We start from the raw sequence: 22,691 nt of genomic DNA on the forward strand, positions 1-22,691 counted from the left end.
TGGCGTCCTGTGGTGCCGCCGGGCGCAGTCCGGGCAGGCGGGCGGCAGTACCCTGGCTCACCCCTGGCCCCGCCCGACGACGGCGCCCAGGACCAGGCCGTGCACGGGGTTCAGCTGGCGCGCCCGCGCCGCCCCGCCGGCCCGTTCGGGGCCTTAAAGCACGGCGGACATGAGGCGGCAGACGTTGTCAATGTAGCGGCGGTACCAGGGCTCGGCCGCCCACTCGGCGACGGTGAGCTCGGAGGATACGCCCCGGTAGTACTCGTCGTTGTGGCGCAGCAGGTCGTCGAGGTCCCCGCCGAAGGCCAGCAGCATCATCTCGTAGTTCAGGGCGAAGGAGCGGAAGTCCATGTTGGATGAGCCAATGACCCCGACCTCCCCGTCGACCGTCATGTACTTGGCGTGCAGCACCGCCGGCGCCGGGTAGCGGTAGATGCGCACCCCGGCGGACAGCAGCGCTGAGTAGTAGGAGCGCTGGGCGTGGTTGACAATGAACTGGTCGGACTCCTGGCCGACGAAGAGTTCGACGTCAACCCCCCGGTAGGACGCGGAGGTCATTGCCGCTAGCAGCGCCTCGTCGGGGATGAAGTAGGGGCTGGTAATGGACACGCGCTCCTTCGCCCCGTGGATGAGGGACAGGAACATCCGCAGGTTGGGCTGGGTGGGGTATCCGGGCCCGGAGGGAATGATCTGCATGGCGTTGAGGACGGCGTCGGGGCGTCCGGGCTGGGGCGCAGGATCCCCGACGGCGGGGGGGCGCCCGCCGCTGGCCTGCATCTGCAGCCAGGCCGACTGCCGGGCGGACAGGTCGACGACGTCGAGCTGCTCACCGGATTCGAAGAACCAGTCCATGGCGAACACGGCCTGGGCCTCGGCCACGATTTCCCCGGTGACTTCTACGGACAGGTCTTCCCAGACGCGTCCGGCCCTCTGGTTGGAGCGCAGCCGGTAGGTGGGGTCAATAATGTTGTGGCTGCCGATGAAGGCGCGGGCGGAGTCAACGATCAGGACCTTGCGATGGTTGCGCAGGTCGGGGCGGCGCCAGCGCCGCTTGTGCGGCAGTAGCGGCATCATGAGGTGCCACTCAATGCCGGCGGCGGTCAAGCGCGCCCCCAGGCTTCTCCATCCGGGGTACTTGCGTGAGCCCAGATGGTCCAGGAGGAGGCGCACTTTGACGCCGCGGGCGGCGGCGCGGGCCAGTGCCGAGTAGAAGATGTCAGTGACCTCGTCCCAGCTTTGAATGTAGAACTCAATGTGGACATGGTCGGTGGCGGCGTCAATGGCGCGCGCCATGACCTGGTAGGTGGACACGGAATCCGAGTGCAGGGCAATGACCTCGCCGGTGACGCAGGGAAGACCGGTTAGCCGCCGGTTCATGCGCAGCACCGAATCCAGGGAGGACGAGGGCCTGGCACCGGGCGGGGTGTCGGCCATGTCGCGCGTATAGGCCAAGGTGGTTTCGTTGACGGCTAGTTGCTGCTCGTAGCGCTTCCCGCTGACCCAGGGGCTGCCCAGGAGCAGATAAAGGGGCAGGCCGACGACCGGCAGTAGGAAAATGAGCAGGAGCCACGCCGTGGACGAGGAGGGCCTGCGGTTCTCCGGAACAGTTCCCAGGGCCACAATCTTGATGAAGTACTCCGCCACGACCCACAGGGTGGTGAGAACCGGCGGCAAGGTCATATGCGCATAATGCCACGCCGGTGGCGGCCGGACCCGCATGAGGCCCCGGTCAGGTCGCGGACCGCGCTTAAGCATGGCGATGGCCCGCCCCGGTATGGATCAACCGGGCCGGGCCTATCGCATCGAAGTCGCTAGCCGGTTCCCACGCCGGAAGCGGTACTCCCTTCACCGAGCGACAGAACCGCATTCCCTTGGCTACGGCCCCGCCTCCAGGGCGACCCTTCAACAGCACTCCCCAGTACCTCGTGGCCGCCTCTGGTCGGTGGCAGTAACTACTATGCGGGTCCCGCCTGAGAAAACACCCCAGATCGCCCTGAAAAACCCCTGGGAATCAAGGGGGCGGTGGCGAACCAATACACCCGGGACCGGCAGTGCGCCCGGCTCGTCCCGGCCCCGGCGCCCTCAGGTCGAAGGGGTCGGATCGCCGAAGAAGCGACGGAAGTAGCCGTAGAAATTCCAGTTCCCCCAGCTGGTGCACTCATCCCCGCCCGCGGCGGCGGCGGCGTTGGGCTGGTAGGGCGTGTAGGCGTACAGGCCGGCAGTGGCCTGGTTGGCGGCGGTGAACGCGGAGCTGCCGCAGGCGGCGTCCGGGGAGTAGGCCACCTGCGTCGTCTTGCCCGCCACCACCTGAAAATCCTCGGGGATGAGCCGGTAGCGCTGGAACTGGGAGGCCGCCCCGTAGATCTGGGCGAAGAATCCGGCCCACTCCTCATTGCAGGACCGCCCGTCCGGGCAGCCGTAGCCGGCGGCGGCCTCATAGGCCCAGGCGCTCAGAGTGGGGCCGGAGGCGGTGAGCAGCCCCTGCTCCTTCTGGATGAGGACCAGCAGGACCTGAGGGTTAATGTCACAGGCGAGGGCCACCTTAGAGATAATGTCGGCGGCGGTCTCCCCCCTGGCCCCTTTGTAGCCGCCGGGGCAGGTAATGGAGGCGTCGCGGTCCTCGGTGTCGAAAACGGCCTCAGCCAGGCAGACGGTGCCGTCCTCCCCCGGCTGACACCCCTCGTTAATATTCTCGATGAAGGCCGCGATCTCATCACGGCTCATCGCGGTCTCATCGTAGAAGATCTCGTCGTCAATAATGTGCTCGGGATCAAAGCCGGTCATGTCGAGGTAGACGGGGGCGGGGGCGGTGGCGTCGGGGCTCTGAGAGGCCACCACCTGCCTGTTGAGGCGCATGGTGTTGACCGCCATGGCACCGGCAAGGACGACGGCCACCAGCACCGCGAGCAGCACCGCTGTGTGCAGCGCCCTCAGCCAGCGACGGCGCCGTCGCAGCCTCAATGTTGCGTTCAACCGCTTTCGGTTGGAACGACGGCGGGAGGGGCGGTTGTGGGCGGAGCCGGCGCCCCGGTGGGTCTTTCTACTGCCGGCGGCTCCTGCGGCCCTGCCGGTGTGCGTCGCGCGCTGGTTTGAAGCCCGGCTCGTCGTGGTGCGGGTCTGCGCCTGCCGGTCTGCGGCGCCTCGAGTGCCGCGCCGTTTGCCCTTCTGGCCGCGCCCTGCGCCTTTCTGGCCGTGCCTTGCTCCAACGCTGCGGCTGACGGCGGTGGCGCGCTTGGCGTCGTACCTGCGGTGGCTGGCGGACTGCCGGGCGGTGCTCTTCGACCCGCGACCGGAGGCGCGAGGAGTCCGCCCCACGGCGTGCGAGCCCTTGTCGGGCTGCCGCGAGGCGCTCGCAGCCTTATTGGTCTTATTGGTCTTATTGACCCGATTGACCCGCCCCGGGGTGCGCGCGGCCCTGTCGGCCCGCCCCGAGGAGCGCACAGCCCTGTCAGTCCGCGCGGCTTTGCCGGGCTGCCGCGAGGCGCGCGCGGCTTTGCCGGGCTGCCGCGAGGCGCGCGCGGCTTTGCCGGGCTGCCGGGAGGCGCGTACGGCGCTACCAGTCCGCCGAGTACTGCGATGACGCCCGGCTGCACCGCCCTTCTTGCTGGCGGTACCCATGCGGCCGCCACTAGCCCGCCGCCCGTTGACAGGGCGGCGTCCAGGGCGAGGCTTCAAGGAGGAACGCATCGCCGCCATGCTCCCACACCCGCGTCACGACCTGGCCCCGGCGTGCCTCACGCCACTGTGATTCGTGTCCGAAGCCGCCGCTAGGCTGTCGATGTGGACCTGTCCAATGTTCTCAGCCTCGCCCGCGCACTCATGGAGGAGCACGGGGTGGGCGCCTGGGGCCTGGAATTCGACCGGGCCCGCAGGCGCGCGGGCCAGACGGACCACGCCCGCAGGCGCATCACCCTGTCACGTCACCTCATGGCCCTGTACAAGGAGACGGAGGTGCGCGAAACCATCCTGCATGAGATCGCTCATGCCCGCGTCGGCGCCGCCCATGGGCACGACGCCGTCTGGGCCGCTGAGGCCCGCAGGATCGGTTCCAGCGGACAACGGCTCGTGGCCGAGCACGCTCCGCGAATCGAGGGCAGGTGGGTGGGCACCTGCCCGGCCGGTCACACCATCAACCGCATGCGCAGGCCCGCCGCGCCCATGGCCTGCGCCCGCTGCGGACAGTCCTTCCGCCTGGATCACCTGCTGTCCTGGACATACGACGGCGCACCCATGACTCCTGAGAGGATCGGCGAGCGCTACGCCCGGATCCTGGCCCGGGTGCGCCGGAGCCAGGCGTGACCCCGCCGGGCCGTGAGGGCATTAGCACCGGCCCGGCGTTAACGCCGGGCCGGGCGGGCCTCAGTAACCGTAGGAAGAAGAAGACGTGCCTTGGAAAAGGGTAAGGCCCCCCAGCACCAAGAAAATGATCGAGAGAACGACGCCAATGAGCATCCAGATGAACTGCGCCCGCGCCCAGTTCTTGCGCGACTCCGAGGCGCTCCCGCCGAAAGCGACCACAAGCAGGTAGATGAACCCCACCAGGGGAATCGCGCAGATGAACAACGTGAGCATCCAAGCACCCACGGAGTCTGCTGGATTAGTCGTCTGGGGGGCGTAGTGGACGGTCTGGGCCGGGGCCTGCTGGGCGGGAGGCTGAGCCGGATAGTAGGATGACACGACTGTTTCCTCTCAGATGCGATGTCGCCACGCGACGCGGGAAGATTCCTGGCCCCCAGCCTAGGCCCTGCGGGCCAGGTGCGACGAGGAGCAGGAGGGGGGAGAAGAGCCCGTTGCGTTTCCTCCTGTCGGCGGATCCGCTGGGCGACTGGAACTCGGGAAGATAAGCCATGTAGCTCATAGAACTCATGGCAGCACCGCCAGTGTACAGCCGCTCCCAACCAGAAAGGGCCGCATTATGCTCGTCACCACCACCCCCACCGTCGAGGGCTACCCCATCACCCAATACCTGCGCATCGTGTGCGGTGAGACCATTGCTGGAGTCAATGTGTTCAAGGACCTCGCCGCGGGCATCCGCAATGTGGTGGGCGGCCGTTCCGAGGCCTACGAGCGGGAGCTCACTCAGGCCCGCGAGACCGCCCTGGCGGAGATGGTTCAGCGCGCCCAGGAGCTCGGCGCTGAGGGCGTTGTCGGTGTGGACATCGACTACGAGACGCTGGGCACCGACAATGGCATGCTCATGGTGACCGCCTCGGGGACCGCCGTGCGCTTCTCCGCCGTCAGGAACTGAACCTGGCGGCGCGCCATCCCTCACCGCTCAGGCCCGCCCCTCGCGGGGCGGGCAGCCATAGGACGGGCAGCGCGCAGCTTCATCGGCACCCGACTCACCCATAGCGCCCGCCCCCTTGAGGGGCGGGCCGCGCAGTTTTACGGGGCCCTGGTTCTACAGCGCCCTGAGGGCGCTCAGGGGTGCCCGGCCCCACCAGCCGCAGATCTCGCCCGCCCGCGCCCTCTCCTCGGCTCCTAGGCGTGCCGGCTGCGCCCGAGCGTGGATTCGCGCACCACCAGCTCCGGGGTGAAGACCACATTGCGCACCTCATCCCCCGCCGTCAACAGCAGGTCGGCCGCGGCCCCGCCGAGTTTGCGCATGGGTTGGTGGACGCTGGTCAGCGGGATAATGAGCTCGGAGGCCACTGAAATGTCGTCGTAGCCGACAATGGCGACGTCGTCGGGGATCCTCAGGCCCTGGCGACGAACCTCCCGCATGGCCCCAATGGCCATGAGGTCATTGGCGCAGAACAGGGCGGACGGCGGGTTGGGCCTCCGCAGCAGACTGGCCGCCCCCGCCGCGCCGGCGTCGGCGCTAAAGGCCCTGCCCTCGACAACGACCTCAACCTCCTCCAGCACCTCGGCCACGTCGAGCCCCGCCTCGACAATGGCGGCCAGAACGCCCTCGCGCCGATCAGCGGCCTGGCGCACGGACAGGGGGCCATTGACCAGGCCAATCCGGCGGTGCCCCAAGTCCACGAGGTGGTCAATGGCCGCGCGGGCCCCGGCGACGTCGTCGCCTGAGACAGTGGACAGAGCCCTGGAGATGGGCGGGTGGTCCATGAGGACCACGGGGATGGAACGGTCGATGAGCACACCCAGGTTGTCCAGAGTGGAGGCCGAGGGGGTAATGATGACGCCGCGGGCGTCCAGCCCGGCGAGAATCCCCATGAGATCGCGCTCTCGAGCGGCGTCGGAGTCGGTGGAGCCGACCAGGGGGATGCTCTCGTCTTCGCGCAGCCGATCCTCGATACCGCGGGCCGCCTCGGTGAAGAAGGGGTTGGCGATGTCGTGGACGAGGACCCCCACCAGGGAGGAGCCGCCGCGGCGCAATCGGCGGGCCGTCTCCGAGCGCACGAAGCCGAGCTTTTCAATGGCGGCCTCGACACGTTCACGGGTGGCCTGGGCGACGCGGTCGGGGTGGTTGAGGACGTGGGAGACAGTGCCCACCGACACACCGGCCAGGGCGGCGACATCGCGCACTGAGGGGCGTCCGCTCTGGGGGCGGACGGGGGCGGAAGGCATGATTTCTCCTCTCAGGCGGGGCCGGCCGCATCCTGATCGCTGTCCAAGCATAGGGGCCAGGTCGGATCCCGGCCCTCAAACCTCTTGATGAAACGCTTCAAAGCGCGCTACGCTCACTCTCACTGAAACGATTCACATCAGTTCGTCCCCTCGGGTCCGCCCGCCGCAACGAAGCGCCGCAAGCACGGCACCACCCCATCCAGCCCACCAGTACCGAACCGCAGCGAACCGCCCCGCCCGACGAAACGGAGAACCGCCATGCCCAGCCCCGCACTGTCCGACCTCACCGCGCAGGCCCGCAGCCTGCTCCGAACCCAGACCATTGAGTTGCCGAGTTGGGCCTTCGGCAACTCCGGCACCCGCTTCCGCGTGTTCACTACTGCCGGCGTGCCCCGCGACCCCTTCGAGAAGATCGACGACGTCGCCGAGGTCAACCGGCTCACCGGCATCACCCCGCGCGTCTCCCTCCACATCCCCTGGGACGCCGTGGACGACTACGAGGCCCTGCGCCGCCACGCGGAGCAGCAGGGAGTGTCCATCGGCACCATTAACTCCAACGTCTTCCAGGACGAGGACTACAAACTCGGCTCCCTGACCAACCCGGACGCCGCGGTGCGCCGCAAGGCCATTGACCATCACAAGGAGTGCATTGAGGTCATGCGCGCCACTGGCGCCCCGGCCCTCCACCCGGCCAAATGACGAGCTTCAACCACTATGCCCTTGGCGCAGTCACCCAGTGGCTGCTCGACGACGTCGCCGGCCTGGCGCTGGACAGCCCGGGGGGCGGCGCCCTGCGCGTGGCTCCGCAGGTGGGGCACGGATTCACCCGCGCCTCGGTGGTGCGCCGCCTGCCTGATGGCGTAGCACGGGCGGCCTGGGAGCTCGACGGCGACCGGCTGCACCTGAGCGTCCAGGTGCCGGTGGGGTCCACGGCGCGGATTGTGCTGCCCGGCACCGAGCCGGAGACGGTGGGGCACGGCCTGCACGAGCGCACGGTGGGCGCGCCGGCCGAGTCGGCGGGTGCCGCCATCGGCACAGTGCGCGACCTTATTGATGACGAGGAGGCGTGGAGGCGGACCTGTGAGGCGGTCGCCGCCAGCGGACATCCGGCCTACGCTGACGACCCGTCCGGCGCGCTGACGAAGCTCCTCACCCACGAGCTGGATTCGCCCGTCGCCGTTGTCCCCAGTGCGGCCACTATGTACGGCTTCATCCCCGGTCTGGAGGGCGTGCACAAGGCGCTCTCCCAGGTGGTGGCAACCCTGGACTGAGGCCGCATTCTCACCCTCGCGGCCCCCGCCCCCTCGCTCCTCCCCTCCCGCCCTCGCCCTCCCGCTCCTCCCCTCCAACGAAATCCTCACAGCGCGACGTCCCGGGACGTTGTGCTGTGAGGATTTCGTTGGAGGAGGTTGGGGGCGAGGGGCCGACTCTTGACGGGACGGACCACCGCAACCTATTTTTGAGTCGTTTCAATGACGAGCATCCGGAGTCACCGTGACCATCCGCCGCAGCGCCCAGCGCACCCCCCTCACACCCACCCGCCCCACCACGCCTGAGCCCACGATCACCGCCGCCGCCCTGCCCGACCCCATTGGCCCGCTGGCCGCCCCCCGCCACCTGCGCATCGAGCACCACCTGAGCGGCGATGTCCTGGGCGGCGCCTGGCCGGCCCCCCGCCTGAGCTGGGAGGTGCCCACGGCCCCCGCGCTGTGGACCCCCACCCGCGCCGAACTCGAGATCACTCGCACCGCCCTGAACGGCACTCCCCTGCCCGGCACCGGCACCACCGGCCACCCCGGCACCAACACCGGCGCCACCACCCGCCCCGACACCGGCACCACCGTCCGCCCCAACCCCGAGGTCGTCCCCCTGGAGGTCGCCGACGGCGTCCTGGCGCCCTGGCCCGCCGCGCCTTTGGGCTCCCGCGAGCGCGTCGTCCTGCGGGTGCGCGTGGCCGGCGCCCCGAGCGCGCAGGGCCCGGCCGGCGCCCCCTGGTCGCCATGGTCCGCCCCCCTGGTCTACGAGACCGGACTACTGAGCCCCCAGGACTGGCGGGCCCTGCCCGTGGGTCCCGCCTGGCCCGAGAACCCGACCTCCCGGCGTCGCCCGCCCCGGGTTCGCGGCGAGATCACCGTGGATCGCCCGGTGGCGGCCGCCCGCGTCTACCTCAGCGCTCACGGCCTCATCCGCGCCGAACTCGACGGGGTGCGCATTGGCGCTGACGAGCTGGTCCCCGGCTGGACCGTCTACGACGAGCGCCTCGCCGCCCGCGCCTATGACGTCACCGCCGCGCTGTTGGCCGCCAGTGCCCGGGGCGACGGCGTGGGCCCCCACGCCGTCGGCGCCCAGCTCGCCGACGGCTGGTACCGGGGCCACATCGGTTTCGACGGCGGCTACCACAATCTCTACGGGGAGGACGTCGCCGCCATTGTTCAGCTCGAGCTCACCCACACCGATGGCAGCCGCACCCTCCATGCCACGGACGCCACCTGGAGCGCCGGGGCCGGGGAGATCCTTTTCACCGGCCTGTACGAGGGTGAGACCGTGGACGCACGCCTGGCCGACCCCGCCTGGTCCCGCCCCGGCTATGAGGCCACGCCGGACAGGGGCTGGAGCCCGGTGCGCGTGGGCGACCCCCAGGGGCGGCGTCTGGTCATGGCCACTGACGCGCCCGTGCGCGCCATTGAGACTCTGGAGCCGGTCAGCGTCACCCGCCACGGGGCCGAGCACCTCACCCTGGGCGATGTCGACCTGCCCGCCGCCCCAGAGCGCTACATCCTGGACTTCGGGCAGAACATCTCCGGGCGCCTGCGCCTGAGCGTGGCCGGTCCGGCCGGCACCGTTATCCGCCTGCGGCACGCCGAGGTCCTGGAGGGCAACTCTCCCGGCGGGGAGCTCGGCACCCGCCCCCTGCGCGAGGCCGCCGCCACCGACACCTACACCCTGCGCGGTCGGGGGCTCGACGGAGGGGTGCGCGAGGAGTGGGAACCGGCCTTCACCATCCATGGCTTCCGCTACGCCGAGGTCGTCGGCTGGCCGGGAGGCGCCGACCCGGAGGCGGTCACGCGCGACATTGCCTCAAGCGTGCGGGCCGTCGTCGTCCACACCGACATGGAGCGCCTGGGGGCTTTCACCTGCTCCCACGAGCTGGTCACCCGCCTGCACGAGAACTCGCGTTGGTCTATGCGCGGCAACTTCGTGGCCATCCCCACCGATTGCCCTCAGCGCGACGAGCGCCTGGGCTGGACCGGGGACATCCAGGCCTTCACCCCGACCGCGGCCTTCCACTACCGCTGCTCGGGCCTGCTGGCGTCCTGGTTGACCGACCTGGCTATTGAGCAGCGCAGGCACGGCACCGTGCCCTGGTATGTGCCGGTCATCCCCGGCGGCTTCTGGACCCCGCCGCGCCCGGCGGCGGTGTGGGGCGACGCCGCCACACTGGTGCCCTGGGAGCTCTACCGGGCGACCGGGGACACGGGGCTCTTGGAGCAGCAGTACGAGTCGGCGAAGCAGTGGGTGGATCTTGTGGACCGCCTGGCGGGCCCCAGTCACATCTGGGACACCGGCTTGCAGCTGGGCGACTGGCTCGACCCGGCCGCCCCACCGGATGATCCCATGCGGGCCCTGACGGACCGCTACCTGGTGGCTACCGCCTTCTTCGCCCATTCCGCCCGGGTCATGTCCCAATGGGCCACTGTCCTGGGGCGCGGCCGGGATGCGGCCCACTATGGGGAGTTGGCCGACGACGTCGCCGCGGCCTTCCGGGGCCGCTACGGGGCCGACGGCGGGCGCCTGAGCTCGCACTCCCAGACCGCCTACGCCCTGGCGATCGCCTTCGACCTGTGCGGGGGCGAGCAGGAGCGGGCTCGCGCCGGGGAGCACCTGGCGGCCCTGGTCGCCGACGCCGACGATCATGTGGCCACCGGCTTCGCCGGTACGCCGGTGGTGACCGCGGCCCTGTCGGACACCGGCCAGATTGAGGCCGCCTACCGTCTCCTGGAGCAGACCACCTGCCCCTCCTGGCTTTACGCGGTCACCATGGGGGCGACCACCACCTGGGAGCGGTGGGACTCCCTGCTGCCGGACGGCTCCATTAACCCCGGGGGCATGACGAGTTTCAACCACTATGCGCTGGGCGCGGTGGCCGCTTGGCTTCAGCGCACCGTGGGCGGCCTGGCGCCCGCCGAGCCCGGCTACCGGGTGATGGAGGTGGCCCCGCAGCCCGGCGGCTCCTTGACCTCCGGCGAGTCGGTGCACCGCACCCCCTACGGGTGGGCCGCGTCCTCTTGGCGACTGGAGGCCGGTTCCTCATTCCGCCTGGAGGTGGTGGTGCCGGTGGGCGCCAGGGCCCGGGTGCGCTTGCCGGGCGTCAATGGCGAGGTGATTGAGCTTGGGCACGGGCGCCACCGCCTGAGCGCACCTCTGTGACGCGGCCCGCACCATACACTCGTGTCTTCCAGATAAACTGACCAACGAGCCGATAGATAGGCAGTCTCTTGAGCGAAGGAGCTCACCCCATGACAACCACCACCCCCGCGTCTCCGTTCTCCCCCGACCTTCAGCGCCGCGCCACCGAGCTCGTCGCCCAGATGACCCTGGAGGAGAAGGCCGGCCTGACCTCCGGATCCGACTTCTGGCACACCAAGGGGGTGGAGCGCCTGGACCTGGAGCCGGTCATGGTCACCGACGGCCCCCACGGGCTGCGCAAGCAGGCGGGCGACACCGACCACCTGGGCCTCAACGCTTCGGTGCCCGCCACCTGCTTCCCGACCGCCGCGGCGCTGGGCTCCACCTGGGACCCCGAGCTCGTCGAGCGCGTGGGCCGGGCCCTGGGTGAGGAGACCGCCGCCAACGACGTCGCTGTCATCCTGGGCCCGGGCGTCAATATGAAGCGCTCCCCCCTGTGCGGGCGCAACTTCGAGTACGTCAGCGAGGATCCGCTGCTGGCCGGCCGTATTGCCGCCGCCCTGGTGGCCGGCATCCAGTCCCAGGGCGTGGGCACCTCCCTGAAGCACTTCGCCGCCAACAACCAGGAGACCGACCGCCTGCGCGTGGACGCCCAGGTCGACGAGCGCACCCTGCGCGAGGTCTACCTGCCCGCCTTCGAGCAGGTGGTCCGCCGCTGCCAGCCCTGGACCGTCATGTGCTCCTACAACAGGATCAACGGCACCTACGCCTCCGAGGACCCCTGGCTGCTCACCGAGGTCCTGCGCGAGCAGTGGGGTTATGAGGGGCTGGTGGTCTCGGACTGGGGCGCCGTCAACGAGCGCGTCCCGGGCCTGGCCGCCGGCCTGGACCTGGAGATGCCCGCCTCCGGCGGCCGCACCGACGCCCAGGTGGTCGCCGCCGTGCGCTCCGGTGAGCTCGACGAATCCGTCCTGGACGCGGCCGCCACCCGCGTGACCGCCATGATCCTGGCCGGCCACGCCACCCTGGGGGCGCGCACCGGCGTCGGCTCCGACGGCGCCACCGCCTTCGACGCCGACGCCCACCACGCCATTGCCCGTCAGGCAGCCGCGGCCGGCACGGTGCTGCTGCGCAATGACAAGGTCCCGGGGCCCGACGGCGCTGCCCCGGTCCTGCCCCTGAGCGCCGCCGGCCTCACTGCCGAGGCGCCCCTGGCGCTCATTGGCGAGTTCGCCCGCACCCCCCGCTACCAGGGGGCCGGCTCCTCCCAGATCAACCCCACCCGGCTGGACACCGCCCTAGAGGCCTTCGAGGCCGCCCTGGGGGCCCGGGCCGTGCGCTTCGCCCCCGGCTACCGCCTAGCGGAGGCCGCGGGCAAGCCCGGCCAGGAGCTGGGCGCAGCCGAATTGCGTCAGCAGGCCGTTGAGGCCGCCCGCGGCGCCACCGCCGTCATTGTCGCCGGCCTGCCCCAGGCCTCCGAGTCCGAGGGCTACGACCGCACCCACATGGACATCCCCACCGACCAAGTCGACCTCATTCGCGCCGTGGGCGAGGCGGCCGCCCGCACTGTGGTGGTGCTCGTGGGCGGCTCGGCCATGGAAGTGGCCAGCTGGCAGGAGGCCGCCGACGCCCTGCTGGTGGCCTGGCTGGGCGGCCAGGCCGGCGGCAGCGCCATCGCCGACGTGGTCCTGGGGGCCGTGGCCCCCACCGGTCACCTGGCCGAGACCCTGCCGGTGGCCCTGAGCGACGTCCCCGCCCAACTCAACTTCCCCGGGGCCGACTCGCAGGTGCGCTACGGGGAGGGGGTCTTCATCGGCTACCGCGCCTTCGACGCCATGAGCCGGGAGGTGGCCTACCCCTTCGGGCACGGCCTGACCTACACGAGCTTCGCGCTGAGCGACCTGGTGGTCGCCCCCGCCGCCGGCTCGGGGGCGGTTGTGGCCGGCGGGGCCATGAGCCCGGCTGACACCGCCGCCCAGGACACGGTCCTGGCCACCGTGCGCGCCACCGTGACCAACACCGGTGCCCGTGAGGGCGCCCAGGTGGTCCAGCTCTACGTGGGCCGCGAGGGCACCGGTCACGTCCAGCGCGCCGCCCGGGAGCTGGCGGGCTTCGCCAAGGTGAGCCTGGCCCCCGGCGAGAGCCGGGAGGTGGAGCTGCCGGTCACCCAGCGCGACCTCGCCTTCTGGGACGCCCCCACGGGCGCCTGGGTGGTGGAGGCCGGGCGGTACACGGTGAACGTGGGCTTCTCCAGCCGCGACCTGCCCCTGGCGGAGAGCATTGAGGTCCAGGCGCCGCCCCTTGTCCGCCCGCTCAAGATGGACTCCAGTGTCAAGGAGTGGTTGGACCACCCGGTGGGCGGCCCGCTCATGCGCGCCGAGCTGCCCGAGTTCGTGGCCGGCCTGGAGGCGGACCCGAGCACCTACGAGCTCATGACCCCCATGCCCGCCAACCGGCTGGCCGTCTTCCCGGGCGGTTTCGGCTGGGAGCGCTACCTGGCGTTGCTCGCCCGGGCCCAGCGGGCTGAGCCGCCGGCCTGAGCCGGCGCACGCCCGCCGGCGCTGGGGTCGAGCATTGGCCTTGACCTCAGCGCCGGGTCGCGCCTTCGGCACCGGGCCACAATCGCAGACCGCCCGTCCGGGCCGAGCCGGCGCACACCCACCAACGGGGCGGCGCGGCCCCGCATACTCACACGGTCGCGGACGACGCGCCCAGGTACTCCAACCAGCGCTCGTAGTGGTCCAGGACATCGTGGGCCACCTGGTCGGTCGACCAATCCATGACGTCGTAGCCCTGGCCGCCCCCGCGCGGACGTACTTCCAGGCGCACGGTGAGGTCGTCGGCCTCGTGGACGACGGCGCCGTAGGCCGGTACTGGCGCCTGGACCATGCGCACCACGTAGCGGAAGGAGTCCCGGCCGAAGGAGCGTTCGACCGCCGTCGGCGAGCCCTCCTCCTTGGGGGGCTCCGCCCCCGGCGAGGTCACCACCAGGGTGGCCCGCCCCAGGAAGTTGCGGTCGTCGTCGGGGTCCTGGGCGCTGTCGCCCTCCACATAAACCTCGGCCAGCAGGTCCTCCTTGCGCAGCTCGACGGCCACCGCCTCCAGCGCCGGCACGATCCGGTTGTCCAGGGCCCGCTTGGCGCGGGCCGGGGAGACCGAGTCGAAGGTGTGGGAGAGGCGGTCCCGCCACGAGGAGCGGCCCAGTCCCGCGGCGCTCCCGGTGAAGCCCAGGGCGCGGTTGCGGTAGGCCTGAGAGCGGGCCTCATTGCGGCTGGCCTCCGACCTCAGAGCCTTCCACAGGCAGGCCATGACGATAATGAGCACGAAGGAGAAGGGCAGGGCCATGACGATCGTGGCCTGCTGAAGGATGGGGATGCCGCCGGCCACGAGCATGGCGATGGTCAACACCCCGGTTAACGAGGCCCAGAAGATCCGCAGCCAGGCGGGGGCGTCCTGGTGCTCGCCGCGCTGGCGAACACACAGATTGGACATGACCAGGGCGCCGGAGTCGGCAGATGTCACGTAGAAGAGGATGCCGACGAACAGGGCGATGGCAATGACGATGGTGCCTCCCGGCAGGGAGCCCAGGAGCATGTAGAGGCCCTGCTCGGGCTGAGCCTGGGTGGTTTCGGCGAAGTGGGTGTTCCCGGAGCGGATCATATCCAGGGCGTGGTTGCCGAAGATCGACACCCACATGACCACGTAGCTGAAGGGCAGGACCAGGGAGCCCAGGACGAACTGGCGGATGGTGCGCCCCCGGGAGATGCGGGCCAGGAACATGCCGACGAAGGCGGCCCAGGTAATCCACCAGGCCCAGAAGAACAGCGTCCACCCGTTCATCCAGGCGTCGGGCCGGTCGTAGGCGTAGGTCTCCAGCGTCAGCAGCGGGAACTGGGTGAGGAAGTCGCCAATGGACCCCACCAGGGCGTCGAGAAGGAAAGCGGTGTTGCCTGTGACCAGGACCCACAGGGCCAGGCCGATCGCCAACAGCACATTGATATTGGACAGCATGCGCACCCCCCGGTCGACGCCGGAGACTGCTGAGACGGTCGCCATGACCACTGACAGGGTGATGAGCCCAATCTGGGTGCTGATGCCCTGCGGCAGCCCGAAGAGGATGGTCAGGGCGACATTGAGTTGGACGACGCCGACCCCCAGGGAGGCGGCAATGCCGAAGACCCCTCCCACGAGCGCGGCGGTGTCCACAATGTCGCCGGCCACCCCCTCAACGCGGTCCCCCAGCAGGGGGCGCAGGGTGGAGCGCACCGCCAGGGTGTCGCGGCGCCGGTAGGCGAAGTAGGCCATGGCGACGCCCACCAGTGAGTACAGGCCCCAGCCGGAAATGCCGTAGTGGAAGAGCGTGAGCACAATGGCCTGGCGGGCCGCCGCAATGGTCTCCGCCTCACCGGTGGGAGGGCTCGCGTACTGGGCCACGGGCTCGGCGACGGCGAAGAACATGATCCCGGTACCAATGCCCGCGGCGAAGAGCATGGCCGCCCAGGAGAAGGTGGAGAAATCCGGGGTGGAGTTCGATGGCCCCAGGCGTACGGTGCCGAAGCGGGACAGCGCCAGGACCACCATGAACACGAGGACCACGGAGATAAGCAGAATATAGAAGGAGCCGAACCAGCGGCCGGCCCAGTCCACCGCCGCGTCGAAGGCGCCCTGAACGCTTTGCGGCGCAATAATGGCGGCGCCCGCAACCACCCCGATGACCAGCGCGGAGGCGGCGAAGACCGGCAGGTTGAGACTGCGCGACTCCACTGCAGGGGCGGGGGAGGGGGAGCGCGACTCCTGGCTCCGGGTTTGCTCGGTCACCGAGTTCTCCGTTCGTCAGTGGTGAAACACATCCGTGACCTTCTCAGCGATCGGGTCCGCCTGCAAACGAAAGCCACAAAATCGCGCCAGTTTCCACCAGTTGGCGCCGCGTGTTGTCGGGCCTGAGGGGGGACGGAGGAGACCCTGGACACATTTTGGTCGGCGCCTGAGAGCCTGGGGCTAACGGCGGCGCGCATTTTAAGACCTCGACCGCGCGCTCCTCGGGCGACCCGGCCGACCCTCCCGGTTAGCTCGCCCGGTGGGCGAGGGCGGCGACCGCCCCGGCCGGGATGCTCAATCTGCGGCGCCGTGTCTCACACGTCCAGTTCGCTGATCATCTTGGGGTACTCGCGCAGCTCCTGCGGGTCGTGCAGGGGCGTCCAGACCTGGGCGAAGAAGGGGTCCACTTGGGCGCGGCGCCCATAGTTCCAGCTCTGCCGCTCACAGACCTCGCACCAATGCCCGCCTTCCAGGATCAGCCGGGGCGAGCCGGTGAACTCGTGCCCGAAGGCGCACCGGTAGCGCAACGGCGTGCGCCAGTCCCCCGTGACCATGTTCTGGCTCAACAGCTCCCCGCCCCGAAAGCGCGCGGCGCCGGCCACGGCGGCACGGTCCAGGGCCGACTCGGGCGCGGACTCGTCATAGCCGTGGTCAATGGGGACCACCGTGTCCCAGTCCTTGAAGCGCCTCATGTCGCGGCCGCGCTCGGGCAGGGCCTCCCAGGCCGCCCGGCTGCCCCAGTAGGCGTCGATCTCCTCCTGGGCGCCGTGCTCGAGGATATGCAGCGTCCCCCGCTCGCGTCGGGCCAGGTGGCGCAGGCCGCCGCTGACGGCCGCGCCTACGAGTCGCTGGCCCCCGGGCAGGGCGCACACGGCCCGCGCCACACGGGCAGCCGCGCCCAGACGCCGGCTACAGCTCGTAGAAGTACTCGATCGAGTCCCGCCGGAAGCGCAGGTACCCCTCCAGGCGGTTGGAGTCCAGGTAGTAATGGCCGTGGAAGTTCCGTGTGGCCTCCATTCGCGGGTGGAGCACCAGGTCCGGGTCCCTGATCCCCAGGTCCCGGTAGACCCGCCCGTACAGCTCGTGGGCGGGGGCTCGGCAGCTCGCCCCTCCCCCGACGTTGTAGACGTGCCCCCAGAACTGCGCGGGCAGCTCGCCACGGACCTCGGCGCGCACCAGGTTGCGCAGCATCCGCCCCGAGTCGCGGTCGGAGACGTACTCCAGCGCATTGTCGAAGGGGTTGTGGAACATAATGGGGTCCACGATGCGCACCATGGCGGGGCTCATTATGCCGGTCTGCCGCAGGGACACCCACCGGGTCAGGCCCGAGTCAATGACCGCCCGCTCGGCGGCCACCTTGGAGACGGCGTAGTAGTCGAAGATCGAGGGCTTGATCGGGTCCCCGACGCGCCCCCAGTGGATTGGGGGCATGCGGTCGCCGGTCTGCGCCACCGTCCCGATCCATACCAGGCGGACGGCGTCGGCGCGCCCCTGGAGGTGGATGGCGTCCAGGAGGGCGCGCGTGGAACCGTAGTTGACCTCCATGGCCAGGCGCGGGAGCTTGTCGGCGGCCGGCGGGACCAGGGCCGCCAGGTGGCAGATAATGTCCGCGGCCGCCACGCACCGCTCGACGACCCCGGTGTCAGACAGGTCTCCGCGCAGCACCCTGAGCCCGGGCGCCCCGCGGTACCTGGAGAGCACCTCACGATCCCGGGGCGTGCCCTGAGCCAGGACGAGAAGGTGGTAGTCCTCCTGGTCCGCCAGCATCCGCTGCAGGGCCCGGCGCCCCATGGCGCCGGTAGCGCCGGTGAGAAGAACGGTGGGTGGCGAACTCGTGGTCAGCCGGCTCATGGCGATCCCCTCCCTCCTCAGAGTAGGACGCCGCGACTCACCTGGTCCAGGTGACTGCACGCCGGCCCGCCCGGTGGGCGAGGGCGGCGACCGCCCCGACCGGGTGGGGGTCGACCGCCCCGGGGCCCGGGGGCGTCCAGCGCAGACCAGCCCGACCGCCCCGGAGCCCGGGGCGCCCTCGGCGGTGAGCGGGGCCGCCCCGGCACTCCCCGGGCATGGAGGAGGCCCCGGTGGTGCCGCGGGCCTGTGGGGCCCGGGAGACCCCCCGGCAGGTCAAAGGCGACAGCGCAGCGGGCCAGTGGGATCGGTCAGGGAGTCCGCCCGGCTAATGAGGCGCACCGGGCGGGCCGGGGCTCCCAGGGCGAGCCAGCCGGCGGGGACGTCGCGGGTGACGAGACTGCCGGCGCCGACGACGGCGTGCCGCCCAATAGTGACCCCGGGCAGGACGGTGACATTGGCCCCCAGCCAGACGCCGTCGCCAATGGTGACCGGGTCGGCGTACTCGGCGGATCCAGTGTGCCCGTCGGGGTAGGTCAGGTGCTTGCGCTCCTCGAAAAGGAGGGGGTGAGTGCCGGCGACAATGGTGACCCCGGGGCCGAGCTGGACGTCGTCGCCAATGGTGACGGCGACGTCGTCGAGGATGGTGAGGTTGAAGTTGGCGAAGAAGCGCTCACCAATGCGGGTGTGAGTGCCGCAGTTGACCTGGAGGGGGCCGCGCACGTAGGCGCCCTCACCCAGGGAGGCGAAGATCTGCCGCAGGACCCGCCCACGGGCGGGGTCGAGTTCGGGCAGGGAGTTGTAGCGGCGGCACAGGTCGTGGGCGCGGGCCTTCATGTCGCGGTACCCGGGCCAGGCGGCGTCGAATAGGAGGCCCGCCAGGGCGCGCTGGTCCTGGTCGTCCATCCCGGTCGCGGTGCCCGCACCCGGGACGGCGGTCCTCGCGTTCGCCGTCGACCCCTGGGTCATGGCCCGCCGCTGTTGGATGCCGGGTTCGCTGTCGCCGCGGACCGTCTGCCCCTGGGTCATGGCCCGCCTCCTGCCCAACTACTGCTCGCCGTGCCGGTCTTGACCCCACCGTATCGGCGGGGCGAAGGCCCATGGCAGCCTCCACCGCCCGTCTTTCCCCCGGCCCGGGCAGAAGCCGGCCGGGGCACGGTACCGCCGCCCCGGCGTCGTCCCTAACCTGGCGGCAGCCGATCACCGGCGGGTGAGGACGCCCGCCCGACCACCACAGGCACCACGCAGGCGCGCTGACGCGCAGGAGGACTGACCGCCCATGAGCACCATCGACCGCCACTTCGACGCCATTGTCATTGGGTCCGGCCCGGCCGGGTCGACGGCCGTGCGCGAGCTGACCGCGGCCGGCATGGACGTCCTCCTGCTGGAGGCCGGCCGCGAACTCACCGAGGAGGACTTCATCCCGCCGGCCCATGGCAAGCCCAAGCCCATGGGCATGGACGTGATGACCCGGGCCAGGCGCATGCTCGGCGGGCAGTTCAACCAGGCGCGCCGCTCCTTCTTCACCGACTCCTCCTCACGCTTCCTGATCAACGATCTGGACAACCCCTACACCTACCCGCCCAATGCCCCCTACCTATGGGTGCGCTCGCGCCTGCTGGGAGGGCGCATGCACGCCTACGGGCGGGTGCTCCAACGCATGAGCGACGTCGACTTCAAGGCCGCCAGCCTCGACGGCGTCGGCATTGACTGGCCCTTCGAGTACGCGGACCTGGCCCCCTACTACGACCGTGTCGAGGAACTCGTGGGCCTCTACGGGGACGCCGACCCCGGTGTGGAGCACCCGCCGGCCGGCAGGTACGTGGGGCCGGGCCACCTCAATGAGATGGAGCAGGACTTCAAGCGCGTCGTCGAGGAGACCTGGCCCGAGCGGCACGTCATCTCCTGGCGCTTCCAGGCCCCCTTCCTGGACCGCACGCCCCCCGGGATCCGTCAGGCCCGCGCCACCGGACGCTTGACCATCCGCACCGGCGCGGTGGTCAGCCGCATCACCACCAGCGCCCGCACGGGACTGGCCACCGGGGCCGTCTTCGTCGACGCCGCCACCAAGCGCGAGCACAAGGTGGTCGGCGACGTCGTCCTCCTGTGCGCCTCGGCGATCGAGTCGGTGCGCCTGCTGCTCAACTCCGCCGGGCCGCGCCACCCGCAGGGCCTGGGGAACTCCGGCGGCCTGGTGGGCCACTACCTCATGGAGCAGTCCATGACCCTGGGATTCGGCGACGACCCTCGGCGGCCGGGGTACTTCGAGCCCTCCACGCAGTGCGAGCCCGATCCCTTCTACGGCAACTCCGGGGGGTTCCTCATCCCCCGCTACCAGAACCTGGGGGGCCAGCGCGAGGCATACAAGCGCGGCTACTCCTTCCAGGGCCTGGCGGGCCGCGTCCCGGTGCCGGCGGACTCCCCGGCCATGTTCGGTTTCGGCGCCGGCGGGGAGATGCTGCCCCAGTACAGCAACCACGTCTCGCTCTCACCCCGGGTGCGGGACAAGTGGGGGATCCCGGCGGCGCACATTGTGTGCCGCCCCGATGACAACGACCGGGTCATGGTGCGCGCCGCGGTGCGCGACGTCACCGAGATGATGCGCTCCGGCGGCTACCGCACCAACTTCGTCGCCTCGACCTTCGGAGTGCACTCCAAGACGGTGTGGCCGGACTTCAACCCGGTGCAGCGGGCCGTCTTCAGAATCGGCATCCGCATGAGCCTCATGATGGGGGTGTCCATCCACGAGGCGGGCGGGGCGCGCATGGGCCGCGATCCGTCACTGTCGGTCCTCAACGGCGTGTGCCAGAGCTGGGACGTGCCCAACCTCTTCGTCACTGACGCCGCCTCCTTCCCGAGCGGCTCGACCGAGGGCCCGGCGCTGACGATCATGGCGGTCACGGCCCGTGCCTGCGACTACATTGCCCAGGCCCACGCCGCCGGCGAGCTGGCCCGCCCCACCCAGGACGTCACCCTGTAAAGACCCCGTAAAGACCTCGTAAAGGTGGTGGTGCCCCCGGGCGTCGCCGGCGCAGCGCGCCGAAACCGGCGCACGCAACGCACCCCCGCGGCAGGCGGGACGGGCGAGAAAGTCGTCCAGCTCAACTCCCTGGCAACGCACCCCCGCGGCAGGCGGGATGGGACGAATACAACCGGGCCGGGGACGGCTGAGATCTCCGGCCCTCGTTGTAGGCTTGAACGGCCCTGCCTCCCCGCCGGCCGCCGCGCCTCGCGCGCTCCACTCCGGCGCCTGCAGCTTCGCGGCGGAGCCGCTGCCCATTTCTCGGAGAAGCCGGTAGGAGACGCCTGTGAAGACCGTACGCACGCTCATGCGCAGCCTGCGCGAATATCGCAAGCCATCGCTGCAGGCACCACTGTTCATGGTGGGTGAGGCCGGGCTCGAGTGCCTGCTGCCCTTCCTAATGGCCGAGCTCATCGACACCCTGAACGGCGACTCCATGAGCCCGATCCTGCGCATCGGCTTGGCGCTGGTGGTCATGGCGATGGTCTCCCTCGTGTGCGGCGTCATGTCCGGCGTGCGCGCCGCCACCGCCTCGGCCGGTCTGGCCCGCAACCTGCGCGAGGACCTGTTCTTCCAGGTGCAGGAGTTCTCCTTCGCGGACATTGACCGCTTCTCGACCTCCTCGTTGGTCACCCGCATGACCACCGACGTCACCAACGTCCAGAACGCCTACCAGATGATTATCCGCGTGGCCGTGCGGGTGCCGCTCATGGTCGTCTTCTCGATCATCATGACGCTGACGATCAACCCGCGCCTGGCCCTCATCTTCGTGGCCATACTGCCGCTCCTCGGCGGCGCGCTCCTCGGCCTGGCCGCCTACGTCTTCCCCATCTTCCGGCGGATCTTCAAGAAGTACGACGCCCTGAACAACTCCGTGCAGGAGAACGTCTCCGCGATCCGGGTGGTGAAGTCCTTCGTCACCGAGGAGCACGAGAAGACCAAGTTCCGCGCCGCCTCCCAACAGGTCCGCAAGGACTTCACCTACGCGGAGAAGATTCTCGCGCTCAACGGCCCGATCATGGTCTTCTTCATCTACGTGGCGCTCATGCTGGTCAACTACCTGGGCGCGCGGGTCGTCGTCTCCTCCGGCGCCACGGAGCTGACCACCGGCGAGTTCTCCTCGCTCATGACCTACGGCGTGCAGATCCTCGCCTCAATGATGATGCTCGCCTTCATCTTCGTCATGGTGTCAATGTCCACGGAGTCCGCCCACCGTATCGCCGAGGTCATTAACCACCGCCCCACCCTCACCTCCCCGGAGAACGGCCGCACCCAGGTGGCCGACGGCGAGGTCCGCTTCGAGAACGTCTCCTTCCGCTACTCCGTCGAGGCCAACGCCGACGCCCTGTCCACCATCGACTTGACCATTCCCTCCGGCACCACCCTCGGCATTGTGGGCGGCACCGGCTCGGCGAAGACCACGCTCATCCAGCTCATCCCCCGCCTGTACGACGTGACCGAGGGGCGGGTGAGCGTCGGCGGCGTCGACGTGCGCGAGTACGACCTGGAGCAGCTTCGCGACGCCGTCGCCGTCGTCCTGCAGCGCAACGTCCTGTTCGCCGGCACCATTAAGGAGAACCTGCGCTGGGGCGACCCCGACGCCACCGACGATGAACTCGTTCACGCATGCCGACTCGCCCAGGCCGACGAGTTCATCCGCCAGTTCCCCGACGGCTACGACACCCGCATCGAACAGGGCGGCACCAACGTCTCCGGCGGGCAGAAGCAGCGCCTGTGCATCGCCCGCGCCCTGCTGAAGAAGCCCAAGATCCTCATCCTGGACGACTCGACCTCCGCCGTCGACACCCGCACCGACGCCCTCATCCGCCGGGCCTTCGCCCAGGAGATCCCGGACACCACCAAGATCATTATCGCCCAGCGGCTGAGCTCCGTGGAGGACGCCGACCAGATCATCGTCCTCGACAACGGCCGCATCCTGGAGCGCGGCACGCACGCCGAGCTCATGGCGGCCGGCGGGGAGTACCAGCAGATCTACGCCTCCCAGAACCGCACCAGCCAGGAACAGGAGGTGGCGTGACCGTGGCGCGCACCCGCACCGAGCAGG

Annotated in this window: 15 protein-coding genes and 1 pseudogene; 8 read left to right on the forward strand and 8 right to left on the reverse strand. The window is 70.2% G+C overall.

Annotation, left to right across the window (positions count from 1 at the left end; all coding sequences use genetic code 11):
* Positions 1 to 153: 153 nt before the first annotated feature.
* Entirely contained in the window at positions 154 to 1,680 is a 1,527-nt protein-coding gene (locus EUC46_RS04960; protein WP_128773087.1) for a phospholipase D-like domain-containing protein, read from the reverse strand.
* A gap of 402 nt (positions 1,681 to 2,082) precedes the next feature.
* Entirely contained in the window at positions 2,083 to 3,618 is a 1,536-nt protein-coding gene (locus EUC46_RS12940; RefSeq protein ID WP_241655402.1) for a hypothetical protein, read from the reverse strand.
* A 162-nt stretch (positions 3,619 to 3,780) separates the two neighbouring features.
* Here EUC46_RS12940 and EUC46_RS04970 point away from each other — a divergent pair, with 162 nt between their 5' ends.
* Positions 3,781 to 4,299: a SprT-like domain-containing protein gene (locus EUC46_RS04970; RefSeq protein WP_128773088.1), complete on the forward strand. Its 519-nt coding sequence runs from the start codon at positions 3,781 to 3,783 to the stop codon at positions 4,297 to 4,299.
* A 60-nt stretch (positions 4,300 to 4,359) separates the two neighbouring features.
* Here the strand turns inward: EUC46_RS04970 and EUC46_RS04975 are convergent, their stop codons facing one another.
* A complete protein-coding gene (locus EUC46_RS04975; protein ID WP_338324464.1) occupies positions 4,360 to 4,677 on the reverse strand; it encodes a hypothetical protein in 318 nt (105 codons plus the stop codon).
* A 238-nt stretch (positions 4,678 to 4,915) separates the two neighbouring features.
* Here EUC46_RS04975 and EUC46_RS04980 point away from each other — a divergent pair, with 238 nt between their 5' ends.
* Positions 4,916 to 5,248 carry a heavy metal-binding domain-containing protein gene (locus EUC46_RS04980; RefSeq protein WP_128773089.1) on the forward strand — a complete coding sequence of 111 codons (333 nt, stop codon included), beginning with the start codon at positions 4,916 to 4,918 and terminating at the stop codon, positions 5,246 to 5,248.
* Positions 5,249 to 5,481: 233 nt separating this feature from the next.
* Here EUC46_RS04980 and EUC46_RS04985 read toward each other — a convergent pair whose 3' ends face one another.
* Positions 5,482 to 6,531, reverse strand: a complete 1,050-nt coding sequence (locus tag EUC46_RS04985) for a LacI family DNA-binding transcriptional regulator (RefSeq protein WP_128773090.1) — start codon at positions 6,529 to 6,531, stop codon at positions 5,482 to 5,484.
* 258 nt (positions 6,532 to 6,789) lie between these two features.
* Between EUC46_RS04985 and EUC46_RS04990 the strand changes: the two are divergent.
* The 4 genes and pseudogenes from EUC46_RS04990 to EUC46_RS05005 form a co-directional block, all read left to right on the forward strand.
* Positions 6,790 to 7,215: pseudogene (locus EUC46_RS04990) on the forward strand (L-rhamnose isomerase); the annotation flags it as partial.
* Positions 7,216 to 7,226: 11 nt separating this feature from the next.
* Positions 7,227 to 7,802 (forward strand): alpha-L-rhamnosidase C-terminal domain-containing protein, encoded by a 576-nt coding sequence (locus EUC46_RS04995; RefSeq protein WP_128773091.1) that lies wholly within the window; start codon positions 7,227 to 7,229, stop codon positions 7,800 to 7,802.
* A gap of 223 nt (positions 7,803 to 8,025) precedes the next feature.
* Positions 8,026 to 10,959, forward strand: a complete 2,934-nt coding sequence (locus tag EUC46_RS05000) for an alpha-L-rhamnosidase (protein ID WP_277750473.1) — start codon at positions 8,026 to 8,028, stop codon at positions 10,957 to 10,959.
* Between the two features lie 89 nt (positions 10,960 to 11,048).
* Positions 11,049 to 13,478, forward strand: a complete 2,430-nt coding sequence (locus EUC46_RS05005) for a beta-glucosidase (protein WP_128773092.1) — start codon at positions 11,049 to 11,051, stop codon at positions 13,476 to 13,478.
* A 148-nt stretch (positions 13,479 to 13,626) separates the two neighbouring features.
* Here EUC46_RS05005 and betT read toward each other — a convergent pair whose 3' ends face one another.
* The 4 genes from betT to EUC46_RS13265 form a co-directional block, all read right to left on the reverse strand.
* Entirely contained in the window at positions 13,627 to 15,702 is a 2,076-nt protein-coding gene (gene betT / locus EUC46_RS05010) for a choline BCCT transporter BetT (RefSeq protein WP_241655408.1), read from the reverse strand.
* A gap of 368 nt (positions 15,703 to 16,070) precedes the next feature.
* On the reverse strand, positions 16,071 to 16,640 hold the full coding sequence (locus EUC46_RS12680) for a hypothetical protein (protein WP_206645898.1): 570 nt from the start codon (positions 16,638 to 16,640) through the stop codon (positions 16,071 to 16,073).
* A gap of 25 nt (positions 16,641 to 16,665) precedes the next feature.
* A complete protein-coding gene (locus EUC46_RS12685) occupies positions 16,666 to 17,607 on the reverse strand; it encodes an NAD-dependent epimerase/dehydratase family protein (protein WP_206645899.1) in 942 nt (313 codons plus the stop codon).
* A 273-nt stretch (positions 17,608 to 17,880) separates the two neighbouring features.
* Positions 17,881 to 18,633, reverse strand: coding sequence for a sugar O-acetyltransferase (locus tag EUC46_RS13265; RefSeq protein WP_277750474.1), 753 nt, complete (start codon positions 18,631 to 18,633; stop codon positions 17,881 to 17,883).
* 250 nt (positions 18,634 to 18,883) lie between these two features.
* Here EUC46_RS13265 and EUC46_RS05025 point away from each other — a divergent pair, with 250 nt between their 5' ends.
* Both EUC46_RS05025 and EUC46_RS05030 read left to right on the forward strand, forming a co-directional pair.
* Positions 18,884 to 20,584, forward strand: coding sequence for a GMC oxidoreductase (locus EUC46_RS05025; RefSeq protein ID WP_128773094.1), 1,701 nt, complete (start codon positions 18,884 to 18,886; stop codon positions 20,582 to 20,584).
* A 328-nt stretch (positions 20,585 to 20,912) separates the two neighbouring features.
* A complete protein-coding gene (locus tag EUC46_RS05030) occupies positions 20,913 to 22,664 on the forward strand; it encodes an ABC transporter ATP-binding protein (protein WP_128773095.1) in 1,752 nt (583 codons plus the stop codon).
* Positions 22,665 to 22,691 lie beyond the last annotated feature (27 nt).

It is taken from the genome of Actinomyces oricola (genome assembly GCF_004104015.1).
Lineage (GTDB): Bacteria > Actinomycetota > Actinomycetes > Actinomycetales > Actinomycetaceae > Actinomyces > Actinomyces oricola.

What these genes read in the sequence shown, in the direction of transcription:
- EUC46_RS04960 (WP_128773087.1), bottom strand. Translation starts at nt 1,680, where the DNA reads ATGACCTTGCCGCCGGTTCTCACCACCCTGTGGGTCGTGGCGGAGTAC.
- EUC46_RS12940 (WP_241655402.1), bottom strand. Translation starts at nt 3,618, where the DNA reads ATGGGTACCGCCAGCAAGAAGGGCGGTGCAGCCGGGCGTCATCGCAGT.
- EUC46_RS04980 (WP_128773089.1), top strand. Translation starts at nt 4,916, where the DNA reads ATGCTCGTCACCACCACCCCCACCGTCGAGGGCTACCCCATCACCCAA.
- EUC46_RS04985 (WP_128773090.1), bottom strand. Translation starts at nt 6,531, where the DNA reads ATGCCTTCCGCCCCCGTCCGCCCCCAGAGCGGACGCCCCTCAGTGCGC.
- EUC46_RS04995 (WP_128773091.1), top strand. Translation starts at nt 7,227, where the DNA reads ATGACGAGCTTCAACCACTATGCCCTTGGCGCAGTCACCCAGTGGCTG.
- EUC46_RS05005 (WP_128773092.1), top strand. Translation starts at nt 11,049, where the DNA reads ATGACAACCACCACCCCCGCGTCTCCGTTCTCCCCCGACCTTCAGCGC.
- EUC46_RS12685 (WP_206645899.1), bottom strand. Translation starts at nt 17,607, where the DNA reads ATGAGCCGGCTGACCACGAGTTCGCCACCCACCGTTCTTCTCACCGGC.
- EUC46_RS13265 (WP_277750474.1), bottom strand. Translation starts at nt 18,633, where the DNA reads ATGACCCAGGGGCAGACGGTCCGCGGCGACAGCGAACCCGGCATCCAA.
- EUC46_RS05025 (WP_128773094.1), top strand. Translation starts at nt 18,884, where the DNA reads ATGAGCACCATCGACCGCCACTTCGACGCCATTGTCATTGGGTCCGGC.